The sequence below is a fragment of the Halomonas sp. TA22 genome, assembly GCF_013009075.1.
Taxonomy (GTDB): domain Bacteria; phylum Pseudomonadota; class Gammaproteobacteria; order Pseudomonadales; family Halomonadaceae; genus TA22.
This window is the reverse complement of the sequence record NZ_CP053108.1, coordinates 2232572-2246916: the sequence shown is the minus strand read 5'-3', so window position 1 is coordinate 2246916 and position 14345 is coordinate 2232572. Positions and strand designations below refer to the sequence as shown.

The 14345-nt window shown below is 61.0% G+C and carries 11 protein-coding genes; 5 read left to right on the top strand and 6 right to left on the bottom strand.

The annotated features are described in order from the left end of the window. Positions 1 to 34 precede the first annotated feature (34 nt). Positions 35 to 1123 carry a glycosyltransferase family 9 protein gene (locus HJD22_RS10470; protein WP_208655304.1) on the top strand — a complete coding sequence of 363 codons (1089 nt, stop codon included), beginning with the start codon at positions 35 to 37 and terminating at the stop codon, positions 1121 to 1123. On the opposite strand, the gene HJD22_RS10465 is transcribed toward HJD22_RS10470, so the two are convergent. Continuing rightward, positions 1074 to 1856 carry a glycosyltransferase family 2 protein gene (locus HJD22_RS10465; RefSeq protein ID WP_208655305.1) on the bottom strand — a complete coding sequence of 261 codons (783 nt, stop codon included), beginning with the start codon at positions 1854 to 1856 and terminating at the stop codon, positions 1074 to 1076. The two genes, HJD22_RS10470 and HJD22_RS10465, sit on opposite strands and share 50 nt — an antisense overlap. Before the next feature lie 127 nt (positions 1857 to 1983). On the opposite strand from HJD22_RS10465, the gene HJD22_RS10460 reads away from it, so the two are divergent. Further along, a complete protein-coding gene (locus tag HJD22_RS10460) occupies positions 1984 to 3606 on the top strand; it encodes a sulfatase-like hydrolase/transferase (protein WP_208655306.1) in 1623 nt (540 codons plus the stop codon). Positions 3607 to 3614: 8 nt separating this feature from the next. Here the strand turns inward: HJD22_RS10460 and waaF are convergent, their stop codons facing one another. Both waaF and rfaD read right to left on the bottom strand, forming a co-directional pair. Then, a complete protein-coding gene (gene waaF / locus HJD22_RS10455; protein ID WP_208655307.1) occupies positions 3615 to 4658 on the bottom strand; it encodes a lipopolysaccharide heptosyltransferase II in 1044 nt (347 codons plus the stop codon). Further along, entirely contained in the window at positions 4651 to 5607 is a 957-nt protein-coding gene (rfaD, locus tag HJD22_RS10450) for an ADP-glyceromanno-heptose 6-epimerase (protein WP_208655308.1), read from the bottom strand. Before rfaD ends, waaF begins: the two co-directional genes overlap by 8 nt. 116 nt (positions 5608 to 5723) lie before the next feature. On the opposite strand from rfaD, the gene glyQ reads away from it, so the two are divergent. The 3 genes from glyQ to gmhB all read left to right on the top strand — a co-directional run bounded on the left by glyQ (position 5724) and on the right by gmhB (position 9506). Further along, positions 5724 to 6686 carry a glycine--tRNA ligase subunit alpha gene (glyQ, locus tag HJD22_RS10445; protein WP_208655309.1) on the top strand — a complete coding sequence of 321 codons (963 nt, stop codon included), beginning with the start codon at positions 5724 to 5726 and terminating at the stop codon, positions 6684 to 6686. Positions 6687 to 6688: 2 nt separating this feature from the next. Beyond that, entirely contained in the window at positions 6689 to 8755 is a 2067-nt protein-coding gene (gene glyS / locus HJD22_RS10440) for a glycine--tRNA ligase subunit beta (protein ID WP_208655310.1), read from the top strand. 178 nt (positions 8756 to 8933) lie between these two features. After that, on the top strand, positions 8934 to 9506 hold the full coding sequence (gene gmhB / locus HJD22_RS10435; RefSeq protein ID WP_208655311.1) for a D-glycero-beta-D-manno-heptose 1,7-bisphosphate 7-phosphatase: 573 nt from the start codon (positions 8934 to 8936) through the stop codon (positions 9504 to 9506). Between the two features lie 53 nt (positions 9507 to 9559). Here gmhB and gyrB read toward each other — a convergent pair whose 3' ends face one another. The 3 genes from gyrB to dnaN all read right to left on the bottom strand — a co-directional run bounded on the left by gyrB (position 9560) and on the right by dnaN (position 14302). Next, entirely contained in the window at positions 9560 to 11980 is a 2421-nt protein-coding gene (gene gyrB, locus HJD22_RS10430) for a DNA topoisomerase (ATP-hydrolyzing) subunit B (protein WP_208655312.1), read from the bottom strand. A 23-nt stretch (positions 11981 to 12003) separates the two neighbouring features. Beyond that, positions 12004 to 13131: a DNA replication/repair protein RecF gene (recF, locus tag HJD22_RS10425; RefSeq protein ID WP_208655313.1), complete on the bottom strand. Its 1128-nt coding sequence runs from the start codon at positions 13129 to 13131 to the stop codon at positions 12004 to 12006. A gap of 67 nt (positions 13132 to 13198) precedes the next feature. Continuing rightward, entirely contained in the window at positions 13199 to 14302 is a 1104-nt protein-coding gene (dnaN, locus tag HJD22_RS10420; RefSeq protein WP_208655314.1) for a DNA polymerase III subunit beta, read from the bottom strand. Positions 14303 to 14345 lie beyond the last annotated feature (43 nt).

The following is a 14345-nucleotide window of genomic DNA, read 5'->3' as shown; positions in this document are numbered from 1 at the left end:
CTAGCTCCTTGCGGTGTGGGGCACGGGAGTCTCGATGACCAGGTCTTCGGAGCAACACCGCGCACCACGCATTCTGGTGGTTCGTAATGACAAGCTTGGCGATTTCATGCTGGCCTGGCCAGTGTTGGCGTGCCTCAAGCGCGCCAATCCGGACAATCACGTCAGCGTGCTGGTACCCGCTTACACGGCATCGCTGGCGAGTGCCTGTCCCTGGATCGACGAGGTGATCGTCGATCCCGGCAAGCACGCCGGCCGCCAGGCGCAACAGACGCTACTCGCACGCATGCGGGAAGCCGACTTCACCGCCCTGCTGACGCTGTTCTCGACCTCAAGAGTCGCTTGGCTTGGCTGGCGGGCAGGCATTCCCCTGCGTCTGGCCCCGGCAACCAAATGGGCCCAGCTATTCTACAACCATCGCATTACCCAGCGTAGGTCACGCTCGCAAAAACCGGAGTACCACTACAACCTCGAGCTGGCCGAGGCCCTGCTGGCACGCCTCGGTCAACCTTCCAAGCCCGTGGCTCCTCCCTACTGGCCGTTGCCGAGCGGCACTCGCCCAGCCCAGCGCGCGCGGCTTGCCGATGAGCTGGGCCTCGACGGGAATCGCCCGTGGCTGTTCATCCATCCCGGCAGTGGCGGCTCGGCGGTGAACCTGTCGCTTGCGCAGTATGCGCAGCTGGCCGTTACCATCGAGCGGACGCTGGCCAGCAATTCGATCGTACCGCAGTGGCTGCTGACCGCCGGCCCCGGCGAAGAGCAGGCCGCTCGGAAGCTCGCCGACACGCTGGGCGACGAAGGCCTCGCCGTTGGTGTGCCGCCGCCCCGCGAGGGGCTTGAAGATTTCGCCCTCACCCTTGCCGCCGCGGATATGCTCATTGCCGGCTCCACTGGACCGCTGCACATGGCGGGCTGCCTGAACCTTCCGACAGCGGGCTTCTATCCGGCCAAGCGCTCCTCCACACCGCTGCGTTGGGAGACCTGCAATGCCGAGGATCGGCGTCTGGCCTTTTCGCCTCCTAGCGACAGCGAGAGCGACATGTCGCGCATCGACCTGACGCAGGCGGCGCAACAGATCAGTGCGCTGGTGGTGGCTCGCCGGGCGGTGCCGGCGCCCGGGTCCTGACCCACAGATCGGCGTACTTGGCAAAAGTCGAGTGCGCCGACAGCAGCGCCAGCAGGAAGCCCGGCCGACCATCGAGGAAGCCGGCCTTGAACACGTACATGCGCAGGAAGCAACCGATACCGTGCACTATCCCGTCAACCAGGCTGCCGCGCTTGCCGCGCACCTGGCGCTGCTCGGCCCAGGCCTGGGCATAGTGCGCAGATTTTTCGAGATAATGCCGAAGATCGCGATAGGTGAAGTGCAGCAGATCGCCGTCGAGCGCCTTGACAGGTAGGCGTTCGCTGTTCTCGAGCTTCTCATGCACCAGCGCGGCATTGTAGCCCGCTCGACCACGCGGATAGAGGCGCGCCACGCGATCCGGGTACCAGCCGCTGTGGCGAATGTAGGCGCCAAAGCACCATGAGAGCCGCGCCACGGTGTAGATCGCAGGCGCGGGATCGGCTACTGCAGCCTGGATACTGGCCCTCAATTCAGGCGTCACCCGCTCGTCGGCATCGATCATCAGGATCCAGTCGCTCTCCACCAGTGCCTCGGCGCGCTGGCGCTGGATACCGAAGCCCTGCCAGTCTTTACTCATCTCCACCTTGGCAGTGAAGCAGCGGGCGATATCGCAGGTGGCATCGGTACTGCCGCTATCGAGCACGACGATTTCATCGACCCAATCCAGCGTACGCAGGCAGGCCTCGAGATGCTCGGCCTCGTTCTTGACGATCAGGACGGCGGCCACGCTCATGGCGGGCTCCTTGCAGCGGCATGTCGCATGGAGTGTAAGGACATGATGGGTGCTCGGCAAACGTGCCACACCCGACCAGCCTTGATAAGCTTACTCTCCATTTGCGCAATACCGAGCGATATCGTCGATGCGTGCCTTGTTCGAGTACCGCAGCCTTGCCCAGCCTCGCTGGCTGGCCCTGACGTTCCTGGGGCTCTGCCTGGGCTATGCCGTGACAACCCTGCTGGTCATCCACCGCTGGTGGATACCCTTGATCGTCGCGCTGTGGCTGGCCATGGCCTGGCTGTTTCGCTGGGGCCGCCCGCGCTATCCCCGGGTGAGACGGGTATTGCCCTGGTCACTGCTGCCACTCGCCCTATGGTGGCTCTATATCTATCTGGCCGACAGCTTCGGCATCGTCGATCTGGGCGCCATCTTCTTCCACCTACAGGCGGGGATCACCGATCACGGTGGTGCCGGTCGGGTGATGGCGGCCTTCATCTATACCGCCTGCGGTTTCATCAGCCTGGTCGCCTTCACCTGGTTGGCGCGACACGACCAGCGCTGGCGGTTGTGGGAGCGCATGCTGGCCATGCTGCTGTTGGCGACCAACCCGCTGCTGTTTGGCATTACCCAGCGCAGTGCCGCCATCGTCGCCGAGGATGGCGCCTGGCTCGATCGCCGCTATATGGAGCCGACCGTCCTCGAGCGCCCTAGCGAACCGCCCAACCTGCTGCTGATCTATCTCGAAAGCATCGAGCGCACCTACAGCGACCGTGAACGTTTTGGCGACGCCTATGCCGATCTCGAGGCGGTGGGTGAGGGGGGCGTGGTGTTCGAAGGGGTCCGCCAACTCGAGAATACCGGCTGGACCATGGCCGGAATGATCTCAAGCCAGTGCGGCACCCCGTTGATGCCCGCGGGGCTGCTGCACGACCGGCAATTCGAACCGCTCGAAGCGGTGGTGCCGGGCGTGACCTGCATGGGCGACTTGCTCAGCGAGGAGGGCTATCGCCTCAGCTATCTCGGCGGGGCGAGCAAGAATTTCGCCGGCAAGGGCCTCTTCTACTATGGCCACGGTTTTGATGACGTCTATGGCCGCGAGGAGCTGCTGCCGCATCTGGACGACCCCGAGTATCTCAACAGCTGGGGACTCTACGACGACACCCTGTTCGATCTGGTCGAGGAGGAGATCCGCGCACTCGATGCCCAAGAGGGTCCCTGGGGCCTGTTCACCCTCACCATTGGTGGCCATGCCCCCCATGGTCACCCGGCCACCGCCTGCCTGGAGCGCCAGGGGGAGTTCGATGGCATCGACATCCTCTACTCGGTGGAGTGCAACGCCTGGCTCACTCGGCAACTGCTGGCGCGCCTCAACGCCCAGGGCCTACTCGACAACACCGTGGTGGTGATCGCAAGCGACCATCTGACCATGCGGGTCTCGGCCTGGGAGCAGCTGATCGGCGCCGAGCGTGACAATACCTTCATCCTGATGGGCAGTGCGATGCCCCCCGGACGCGTCCAGCGCGAATCCTCGATGCTGGATCTCTTTCCCACCGTGCTCGAGGCGATGGGCTTTACCATCAATCAGCATCGTGCGGGGCTCGGCGTTTCGCTGCTCTCATCGGTACAGACCCTGGTCGAGCGGCACGGCGAAGTGCAGATCAATGCCAAGCTGCATGCCGAGCGGGCGCTGCAGCAACGCCTTTGGGACGGCCTGGCTCCTCAGCACCAGGGGGATGGAGAGGTGCTGGAGGAGACCTCCGAGTGATGCAAGGGCTAGGTGGCAGCTGAAGAAGCGTCGGAAAGCACTGCCTCGAGCAGTCGCTGCGGGGCGATCCCCTTCAAGCAGTTGGTATGCCCCAAGGGGCAGGTTCGGGAGAAGCAGGGCGAGCAGTCGATACCCAGGAAGTGGATGCGAGCGTTGTCGGTCAAGGGCGGCGTAAACGCCGGTGACGACGAACCATAGATCGCCTGAACCCAGGTACCCACGGCGGCGGCCACATGCATCAGGCCAGAGTCGTTAGTCACCACCTGGGTACAGTCGGCCAGCAGATCCACGGCATCGGCCAGACGCGTCTTGCCGCACAGGTTGTGGATATGCGTCCGTTCCGCGGCGATCGTCTCGCCCGCCTGTTGCTCCTTGGGGCCGCCCAACACACGCACTTCGTACCCCTCATCGACCAGTCTTCCCGCCAACTCATGGAAGTACTCGAGCGGCCACTGCTTGGCCGGGCCGAACTCGGCCCCCGGCATCATACCGATCGCCGGCCGTGAAGAGAGCCGGTGCGCCAGGCGCAAGTCAATCAGGTTGTCGAGGTCGACGGCGAGCCGCGGCGTGGGAATCGCGAAGCTTCCCTGCTCCACTTCGTCCAAGGGTAGGCCGAGGGAGACGAAGCGCTTGACGGTCTGGTCGAGACGCGACTTGTCCAGTCGCCGCCGCTCATTGAGCAGGAAGACGCGCTGCTCGCCAGTGAACCCCACTCGCTCGGGCACCCGGGCCAGGAAGGGTACCAATGCCGATTTCCATGAGCGCGGCAATACGATGGCGCGGTCGAAGCGACCGTGCAGAGTGGTGGCAATGGTACGGCGAAGTTTCCAGCCGACCTGGCCATGGTCCACATCGAGCGGCACCACCTCGTCGACCTCCGCCATGCGCTCAAGGATCGGCTGCGACCAGCTGGGCGCCACCACGCCGAGTCGACAACCGGGGTGGCGAGCCTTGAGCGTCATGAATAGGCTCTGCGCCATGACCATGTCACCGACCCAGGAGGGTCCCACCACCAGCAGGCGCAACCCAGGCTGGGCCTGCGTATCATCCATTCAACCACTCCAAGTATTCGCGCACGCCCTGAGCGACGCTCCTGAACTCGGCCGTGTATCCCGCCTCGCGCAGCCGGGTGATATCGGCTCGGGTATAGCTCTGGTAGCGCCCCTTGAGCTCGTCGGGGAAGTCGATGAAGTCGATATCGCCCTTGCCGTGATAGGCGATCACCGCCTCGGCGATCGCCTTGAACGGCTCGGCGCGGCCAGTCCCCAAGTTGAAGATGCCCGAGCGCTCCGGGTGGTCGAGGAACCAGAGATTGACGCCGACCACGTCGCCCACATAGACGAAGTCGCGGCTCTGCATTCCCGCCTCATAGCCATTCCAGGCACCGAACAGCTTGGGATTCTCACCAGCGCTCACCTGGATATGGTGATGGTAGGCGACGCTCGCCATCTTGCCCTTGTGCTGTTCGCGCGGTCCATAGACATTGAAGTAGCGAAAGCCCACCACCTGACTGGTGAACTCATCTCGACGGGCACGCACATACTGATCGAAGAGCAGCTTGGAGTAACCATAGACATTGAGCGGCTTTTCATGCTCCGGTGCCTCGACGAACACCTCGCTGCCGCCGTAGGTCGCCGCCGACGAGGCATACAGAAACGGGATGCTCTTGAGCTGGCAGTAGTGCAGCAGCACCTTGGAGTACTCGAAGTTGTTCTCGAGCATGAATCGGCCATCCCACTCGGTGGTATCGGAGCAGGCGCCTTGGTGGAAGATTGCCTCGATGGGCGGCAGGCCCGCCTCCTCACCGCGCAGCTCAGCCTCGACGCGCATCAGGAAGTCGTCCTTGTCCAGATAATCGCCCAGGGTACAGTCGGCTAGGTTGACGAACTTGGTCCCATCGGTGAGATCATCGACTACCAGCACGTCGTCGCGGCCGCGTGCGTTCAGTGCCTTGACCAGATTCGCCCCGATAAAGCCGGCACCGCCTGTCACTACGATCATCGCTTTCCCCTCTCTGGTATGGCAAGACGCAGACACATGCCACCGCGCCTATAACCGATTAGCTGGTAATTGTATACTTGGCGGTTCGTGAATTCATGGGCCAAGGTGCTTCACCAATGACACAGTCGACGCCAGATGGAAAAACCTTCCAGGGCCTGATACTCGCCCTGCAGCAATACTGGGCTGAACAGGGTTGCGTCATCATGCAACCCCTGGATATGGAAGTTGGTGCCGGCACCTTTCATCCCGCCACCTTCCTGCGCGCCATCGGTCCGGAAACCTGGAACGCCGCCTATGTGCAGCCGTCGCGGCGCCCCACCGATGGTCGCTATGGCGAGAATCCCAACCGCCTGCAGCACTACTACCAGTTCCAAGTGGTGATGAAACCCTCACCCAAGGATCTGCAGGCCCTCTATCTGGGCTCGCTTGAGCGGCTGGGCATCGACCCGCTGGTCCATGACATCCGTTTCGTCGAGGACAACTGGGAGTCTCCCACCCTGGGCGCCTGGGGCCTTGGCTGGGAGGTGTGGCTCAACGGCATGGAGGTGACCCAGTTCACCTATTTCCAGCAGGCCGGCGGCATCGAATGCTATCCAGTGACTGGCGAGCTGACCTACGGTCTCGAGCGTATCGCCATGTACCTGCAGGATGTCGATAGCGTCTACGACCTGGTGTGGACCATTGCTCCGGATGGCAGCAGGGTCACCTATGGCGACGTCTATCTGCAGAACGAGCGCGAGCAGTCAGCGTACAACTTCGAACATGCCGACGTACCGGCACTGTTCGCCGCCTTCGATCACCAGGAGCGTGAGTGCACCAAGCTGCTCGAAGCTGGACTGCCACTGCCCGCCTACGAGATGGTGCTCAAGGCCTCTCACACCTTCAACCTTCTCGATGCCCGTCACGCCATCTCGGTAACCGAACGCCAGCGCTTCATCCTCCGGGTGCGTACCATGGCGCGTGACGTGGCCCACGCCTACTTCGAATCGCGCAAGGCTGCGGGTTTTCCGATGGCCCCCGAGGCGCTGCGCCGTGAACTGCTGGCTGAACAGCCACTTGCCAACCAGGGAGAAGCTTGAGCATGGCTATCAATACGTTACTGATCGAACTCGGTGTCGAGGAGCTTCCTCCCGGCGCCATCGATAGCCTCTCCGATGCCCTGGCCGACGGCGTAGCCTCGGGCCTGCGCGAAGCGGAGGTCGCTTTCCGCGAGATCCGTGCCTATGCCACCCCCCGCCGCCTGGCGCTGCACATCGAGGCGCTGGCCGATAAGCAGCCGGATCGCGAGGTGGAGCGTCGCGGCCCGGCGCTGGCTGCCGCGTTCAAGGATGGCCAGCCGACCAGGGCCGCCGAAGGGTTTGCCCGATCCTGTGGCGTCTCGGTGGAGGAGCTGATCCATCTGGAGACCGACAAGGGTACCTGGCTTGGCTATCGCGAACAGCAGCAAGGGGGAGCGACGACTCAGCTGCTTCCGGCGATCCTGAGCAAAGCGATCGCTACCCTGCCGGTGCCCAAGAACATGCGTTGGGGCGCCTCGCGCATTGAGTTCTCACGTCCTGTTCACTGGCTGGTGATGCTTTATGGCGACCAGACCGTCGACGCCGAGGTGCTGGGACTCAAGGCCGGCCGTACCACCTACGGACACCGTTTCCATGCCCCGCAGGCCCTCGAGCTCGAGCATGCCGAAGCGTATCTTGAGGCACTGGAAAATGCGTATGTACTGGCCGACCGTCAGCGTCGCCGTGAGCGTATCCGTGAACAGGTACTGGCCGAAGCCGAGTGCTTCGATGCCACTGCGGTGATCGATGAGGCGCTTCTGAGCGAGGTCAGCGGTCTGGTGGAGTGGCCCGTGGCCCTGACCGGCAGCTTCGACGAAAGCTTTCTCGAGGTACCGCCGGAGTGCCTGATCTCGTCGATGAAGGCCAACCAGAAGTACTTCCACCTGCTAGACGACGCAGGCAATCTCAAGCCGCTGTTCATCACCATCTCCAATATCGCTAGCCAGGATCCCCAGCAGGTGATCGCAGGCAATGAGAAGGTCATTCGCCCGCGCCTGGCCGATGCTGCCTTCTTTTACGACATGGATCGCAAGCACTCGCTGGCGTCACGGCGCGAGGGACTTGCAAGCGTCGTGTTCCAGCAAAAGCTCGGCACCCTGGCCGACAAGGCCAAGCGCAGCGCCGTGGTGGCACGCTTCATCGCCGAGCGTATCGGTGGCGATAGCGATCACGCTGAACGTGCCGCCGAACTCGCCAAGTGCGACCTGGTCACCGAGATGGTCCTGGAGTTCCCCGAGCTACAGGGCACGATGGGCTGCTACTACGCCCGCCAGGATGGCGAAGCCGACGACGTCGCCCAAGCGCTGCAGGAGCAGTATCTGCCGCGCTTCGCCAGCGATGCCATCCCGCAGAGCCGTACCGGCCTGGCCCTGGCGCTCGCCGACCGCCTGGATACCCTGACGGGCATCTTTGGTATCGGCCAGCGTCCCACCGGCGCCAAGGATCCCTTCGCCCTGCGTCGTGCCGCTATTGGCGTACTCAATATCCTCATCAAAGGTGAGCTGGATCTCGACCTGCGCGAACTTCTTGAGCTCGCCACCGCACAGCACAAGGAACTTCCCAAGGCCGAAGGACTGGTAGACGTGGTGCTCGGCTATATGCTCGACCGCTTCCGCGCCTGGGCGCAGGACGAAGGTATCGCCGTCGAGGTCTATCTCGCGGTGCGCTCACGCCCGGTGACCAAGCCGCTGGATTTCGCTCGCCGGTTGCGTGCCGTCGCGGCATTCAGTCATCGCGAAGAGGCTTCCGCCCTGGCGGCCGCCAACAAGCGTGTATCGAATATACTTGCCAAGCAGGCACATGATGGTAGCACCGTGATCGAGCCCTCCCTGCTGCAGGAGAGTGCCGAGAAAGCACTCGCCGATGCCTTGCAGACACGCCGTGATGAAGTCTCGCCGCTGTTTGCCGGGGCGCGTTACAGTGAGGCGTTGGATACGCTTGCCAGCCTGCGTAAGCCAGTGGATGCCTTCTTCGACGAAGTGATGGTCGTGGCGGAAGGCGAAGCGGTCCGCAACAACCGCCTGGCCCTGCTGGCCAACCTGCAGGACCTGTTCCTAGAGGTGGCGGATATCGCCGAGCTTCAGCAGTAGCGCTATTGGGCAGTAAGGAGGCCAGCGACTCGTCGCTGGCCTTTTTTCTATTAGAATAAACTTCAGACGACATGTTTCACGTGAAACATTCCATTCACAAATTGAGCTTGCCACCTTGTTCCCGCCCGCCACTCCCGCCTACACTTCCCCTCTCTTTGCATGACGGTAGGGCTAACCCATGATCAGCGCACCCAAACTGGTAATTCTCGACCGCGATGGTGTCATCAATCGTGATTCCGTCGCCTACATCAAGTCGCTCGACGAATGGATACCCTACCCGAGCTCCATTGAAGCCATCGCCAAGCTTTCCCGTGCCGGATGGAGCGTCGCCGTGGCCACCAACCAATCGGGCATTGCCCGTAGTCTGTATGACGAGACAACCCTCGCCGCGATGCATGACCGCCTGCATCAGCTGGTAGCGGCAGCGGGAGGAGAGATCGCCACCATCGCCTATTGTCCCCATGGGCCGAATGACGAATGCAGCTGTCGCAAGCCCCTGCCAGGGCTATTGGAGCAGATCCGTATTGCGCTGGAACTCGAGAGTCTGGAAGGAGCCTGGATGGTGGGCGATAGCCTGAGAGATTTACAGGCGGGAGAAGCGATGGGCTGCCGAAGCGTACTGGTACGTACAGGCAAGGGAGCGCAAACGGAAGCGAAGCTCGAGCACACCGGGGATGTCGCGATCTTTGACGATCTTGCTTCGTTCTGTGACTCACTGCTGTCGCAGGACACTCTTCCTGAGTACGAATAAGGCCGGCGCTCAGGCCGGCCTTACATTGGCTTCACGTAGTTTCACGTGAAACGTTAAACGTCGAGATTGGCTACCAAGGCGAAGCGCTCGATGAAATCGCGCCGCGGCTCGACCTCATCCCCCATCAGAGTGTTGAACATCATATCGGCCGCTACCGCATCCTCGATCGTCACTCTCAACATCCGACGAGTCTCCGGATTCATGGTGGTATCCCAGAGCTGATCCGGATTCATCTCGCCCAATCCCTTGTAGCGTTGGATAGAGAAGCCGCGCTGCGCCTCCTTCATCAGCCACTCAAGTGCCTCATAGAAAGTGGTAATGGGATGCTCTCGCTCGCCGCGGGCGATGTATGCACCCTCTTCAATCAATCCCTCCAAGGTTTCACCGAGCGATGCCATGGCGCGATAATCCGCACTGCGGAAAAAATCAACGCCCCATGTGAAGTCAGTCGTGACACCATGCGCCGTCAACGAGACTTCCGGCAGGAACAGACCGCGCTCGTTATCCTCTCTCAGCTGGAACGTATAACGCGGTCCACCTTGATGAGCGATGAGTTCATCCATCTCCCGCTGAAGATGCTCGATCCAATTCTGCATGGTGATCCGATCCTTCAGGCTCGTCTCGCCATCGAGCTGAGCCACATGGACGATCTTGCGTAGCACTTCGCTTGGATAGACCCGGGCAAGCCGGTCGATGCGCTTCATGACATCACGGTACTGATTGACCAGAGATTCAAGCTGCTCCCCTGCAATCCCGGGCGCATCGTGATTGACATAGAGACGTGCGCCATCCAGCGCTGTCGATGTCAGGTAGTCGACCAGTGCCTGCTCATCCTTTAGATAACTCTCCTGCTTGCCACGCTTGATCTTGTAGAGAGGCGGCTGGGCAATGAACACATGCCCCCGCTCGATCAGTGTCGCCATCTGGCGGAAGAAGAAGGTCAACAACAGGGTGCGGATGTGCGAACCATCGACATCGGCATCGGTCATGATGATGATCGAGTGGTAGCGAAGCTTGTCCGGATTGAACTCTTCACGGCCAATGCCACAGCCCAGCGCGGTGATCAAGGTTCCCACCTCAGCAGACGACAGCATCTTGTCGAAGCGCGCTTTCTCTACGTTGAGAATCTTGCCCTTGAGAGGAAGAATCGCCTGAGTACGCCGGTCGCGACCCTGCTTGGCGCTCCCCCCCGCTGAGTCACCCTCGACAAGATAGAGCTCGGAAAGGCTTGGATCCTTCTCCTGGCAGTCAGCAAGCTTACCCGGTAGGCCAGCAATGTCCAAAGCGCCCTTGCGCCGCGTCATGTCGCGTGCCTTGCGAGCCGCCTCACGCGCGCGGGCAGCGTCCAGCATCTTGTTGACGATAGCCTTGGCTTCGTTGGGCTTTTCGACCAGGTATTCGGCAAACAGCCGCCCCATCTCCTGCTCCACTGCGGTCTTGACCTCGGACGAGACGAGCTTGTCCTTGGTCTGCGAGGAGAACTTGGGATCCGGCACTTTCACGGAAATGATCGCGGTAAGGCCTTCTCGAGCATCATCACCTGACGTATTCACCTTGGACTTCTTCAAAAGCCCTTCGGCTTCGATATAATTGTTCAAGGTTCGGGTCAGTGCCGCACGGAAGCCCGCCAGGTGAGTGCCACCATCGCGCTGAGGGATGTTGTTAGTGTAGCAAAAGATATTTTCGACAAAGGTGTCGTTCCACTGCATCGCCACTTCGACGCTTGTGCCATCGTCTCGATCGGCATTGAAGTGGAAGACCGGGTTCAAGGTGGCCTTGTTGCTATTGAGGTGATCGACGAACGCCTTGAGCCCCCCTTCGTAGTGAAACAGCTCCTCCTTGCCGCTGCGTTCATCAAGCAGTCGGATCGCCACGCCAGAGTTCAGAAAGGAGAGTTCTCTCAGGCGTTTGGCGAGTATGTCATAGTGAAATTCGATATTGGCAAAGGTGTTAGCCGACGGCTTGAACTGCACTTGGGTACCGGTCTTTTCGGTCTTCCCTACCACCGCCATCGGACCCGTCGGGACGCCATGGTGATAAATCTGCTCATGGATCTGACCCGCTCGCCAGACCGTCAGTTTCAACTCTTCCGACAATGCATTGACGACCGAGACTCCTACGCCATGCAGGCCGCCTGAGACCTTGTAGGAGTTGTCATCGAACTTTCCGCCAGCATGCAGCACTGTCATGATGACCTGCGCAGCCGAGACCCCCTCCTCCTCATGGATATCGGTGGGGATGCCCCGCCCATTATCGCTGACCGTGATGGATTCATCAGGATGGATGATGATACGGATTTCGCTGCAGTGTCCCGCCAATGCCTCATCGATGGAATTGTCCACAACCTCGAACACCATGTGATGCAGACCCGTCCCATCGTCGGTGTCACCGATATACATGCCTGGACGCTTGCGTACCGCATCCAGTCCCTTGAGGACCTTGATACTCGATGAGTCGTAAGCTTGTTCGCTCATTGACTAACTCCGTCGTGAAGTCTTCATTGCGTGTTCCTGCAGAACATCGTCTCAGGCTCTGGTTCCAGCCTGCCATGTTTCACGTGAAACATCGCAATAGATGTCTCGGGTTGCCATAAGCCGGCCAAAGTGTCGTGCTCTATGCTGGTAATGAACACTTGGCAGCGCATCCACTCCAGCCATTGGCAGAACCCTCGGCGATGCTGTGCATCAAGCTCTGACGGCAGATCGTCGATCAGATAAATACAGTTTCGCCCCGTCGCCTGCTCGAGCAATCTCCCTTGGGCGAGCTTCAAGGCACTTACGACCAGCTTCTGCTGGCCTCTAGAAAGCACCTCAAGCGCTGGTCGCTTGTTGAGCCGAATTCGCAAGTCAGCGCGCTGTGGCCCCTGTTGGGTAAACCCCATCTGCCGGTCGTTGCCTCTCGACTGATGCAGTATCTCGTCGAGATTGCGCTGCTGATCCCAGCCTCGTGAATAACGCAGGCTCAATCCCGGCAAGGGGAGCAATTCGGCAAGCGTTTCCATGAAGACCGGCGTGAATGACGTCATGTAATCACGACGCAACTCATCCAGATGACTGCTCCAAAGGGCGAACTCATGCTCCCATACCGCAAGGGAGCGATCATCCATTCTACCATGCCTGAGCAGCGCGTTCCGATGTTTCAAGGCGCGCCGAACGCGACGCCAGATCTCGAGAAAGTCATGTTTCACGTGAAACACTCCCCAGTCGAGAAACTCGCGACGTGCCGAGGGTGACCCCTCCAGCAGGCGAAACGCATCGGGATTGATAAGCTGCAGCGGTAACGCCTCGACCAGCTGAGCTATGCGTGACACTCGCTCACCGGCCATGCGCATCTCCATCTCGCTACCGTCACGATAACGACGAATCCCCACGGGCAGCGGAGGGTCGCCTGCGATCCGCCCGTGGAGCGTCATGACATCAGCATCATGGGCAATGGCATGCTTGAGCTGCTGAGTTCGAAACGAGCGTCCCATTCCGAGCACGTGTATGCCCTCAAGCAGGCTGGTCTTGCCACTGCCATTGTCCCCAACGATCAGATTGATACAGTCAAGGGGGCGCATCTCCAGAGGAGCCAGGTTGCGAAGACCAATCAGGGAGAGACGGTCAAGCGTCTTGCGAAGCGTCATGGGAGGAGGTCCCGGGATTGGGGGCACCCACTGGGGACGCCCCTGGAGGGAGGCTTAAGCGAAACGCTCAAAGGCGCATCGGCATGACCACGTACATGGCATCGCCACCGCCCGGCTCCTCCATCAGCGCACTGCTGTTCGGGTCCGCTAATGTCATCTGAACCCGATCTTCCGACAAAACACCAAGAACATCAATGAGATAGCCCACATTGAAACCAATCTCCATAGCGGCACCGCTATATTCGATCGCCACATTCTCCTCGGCCTCCTCCTGCTCTGGATTGTTGGCCATCACGCGCAGATTGCCCTCTTCGAGGTGCAGACGCACGCCGCGGTACTTCTCGTTGGAGAGGATCGACGTGCGCGACAGCACCTGGCGGAGCTCGGCACGCTCGGCGATGAAGACCTTGTCGCCACCGCGCGGAACCACACGCTCATAGTCGGGAAATTTGCCGTCGACCAGCTTGGAGGTGAAGGTAAAATCACCGGTATGCGCTCGCACATGGCTGGCACCGATCGTCAGACTCACGGGCTCGTCGCTGTCATCAAGGAGGCGAACCAGCTCGAGCACTCCCTTGCGGGGGATGATCAGCTTCTGTGCCGGCTCGATCTCGATGTCCGCCGAGCGTGAACACACGGCAAGACGGTGTCCGTCGGTCGCCACGGTTCTCACCAGGTTGGAGCGAAGCTCGAGCAGCATACCGTTGAGATAGTAGCGAACATCCTGCTGTGCCATGGCAAACGAGGTGGAGTCGATCAGGTGCTTGAGCGTACCCCGGGGCAGACTGAGTTCGACGCTGCCCTGGCTATCCTCGATATTGGGAAACTCCGCGACCGGCAGGGTCGAGAGGGTAAAACGCGACCGACCGCTACGCAGTACCGCTCGACCCTCCTCCAGCGCGAAGCTGATCTCGGCTTGCTCCGGCAGCGATTTGCAGATATCCATCAGCTTGCGAGCCGGTACCGTTGCCGAACCCGGCTCCTCCACCTGGGCGGGCGCGGTACGTCCGATCAGCTCGACCTCGAGGTCGGTACCCGTCAACGCCAGCTGATGGTCCTGAACCTGAATCAGCACATTGGAAAGCACGGGCAGCGTCTGACGCCGCTCGACCACGCCCGCCACCAGCGTTAATGGGCGCAGCAAGGCTTCGCGGGAGATGGAAAATTTCATGTGGGCTCCACTCTAGATCCAGAAGTTTCGATAGCTTGCGTTG

Excerpts from the sequence above, each read along its gene's own strand:
- glyS (WP_208655310.1), top strand. The coding sequence starts at position 6,689 with ATGGCTATCAATACGTTACTGATCGAACTCGGTGTCGAGGAGCTTCCT.
- HJD22_RS10470 (WP_208655304.1), top strand. The coding sequence starts at position 35 with ATGACCAGGTCTTCGGAGCAACACCGCGCACCACGCATTCTGGTGGTT.
- HJD22_RS10465 (WP_208655305.1), bottom strand. The coding sequence starts at position 1,856 with ATGAGCGTGGCCGCCGTCCTGATCGTCAAGAACGAGGCCGAGCATCTC.
- recF (WP_208655313.1), bottom strand. The coding sequence starts at position 13,131 with ATGACGCTTCGCAAGACGCTTGACCGTCTCTCCCTGATTGGTCTTCGC.
- glyQ (WP_208655309.1), top strand. The coding sequence starts at position 5,724 with ATGACACAGTCGACGCCAGATGGAAAAACCTTCCAGGGCCTGATACTC.
- HJD22_RS10460 (WP_208655306.1), top strand. The coding sequence starts at position 1,984 with ATGCGTGCCTTGTTCGAGTACCGCAGCCTTGCCCAGCCTCGCTGGCTG.
- gmhB (WP_208655311.1), top strand. The coding sequence starts at position 8,934 with ATGATCAGCGCACCCAAACTGGTAATTCTCGACCGCGATGGTGTCATC.
- rfaD (WP_208655308.1), bottom strand. The coding sequence starts at position 5,607 with ATGATCGTAGTGACAGGCGGTGCCGGCTTTATCGGGGCGAATCTGGTC.
- dnaN (WP_208655314.1), bottom strand. The coding sequence starts at position 14,302 with ATGAAATTTTCCATCTCCCGCGAAGCCTTGCTGCGCCCATTAACGCTG.
- waaF (WP_208655307.1), bottom strand. The coding sequence starts at position 4,658 with ATGGATGATACGCAGGCCCAGCCTGGGTTGCGCCTGCTGGTGGTGGGA.
- gyrB (WP_208655312.1), bottom strand. The coding sequence starts at position 11,980 with ATGAGCGAACAAGCTTACGACTCATCGAGTATCAAGGTCCTCAAGGGA.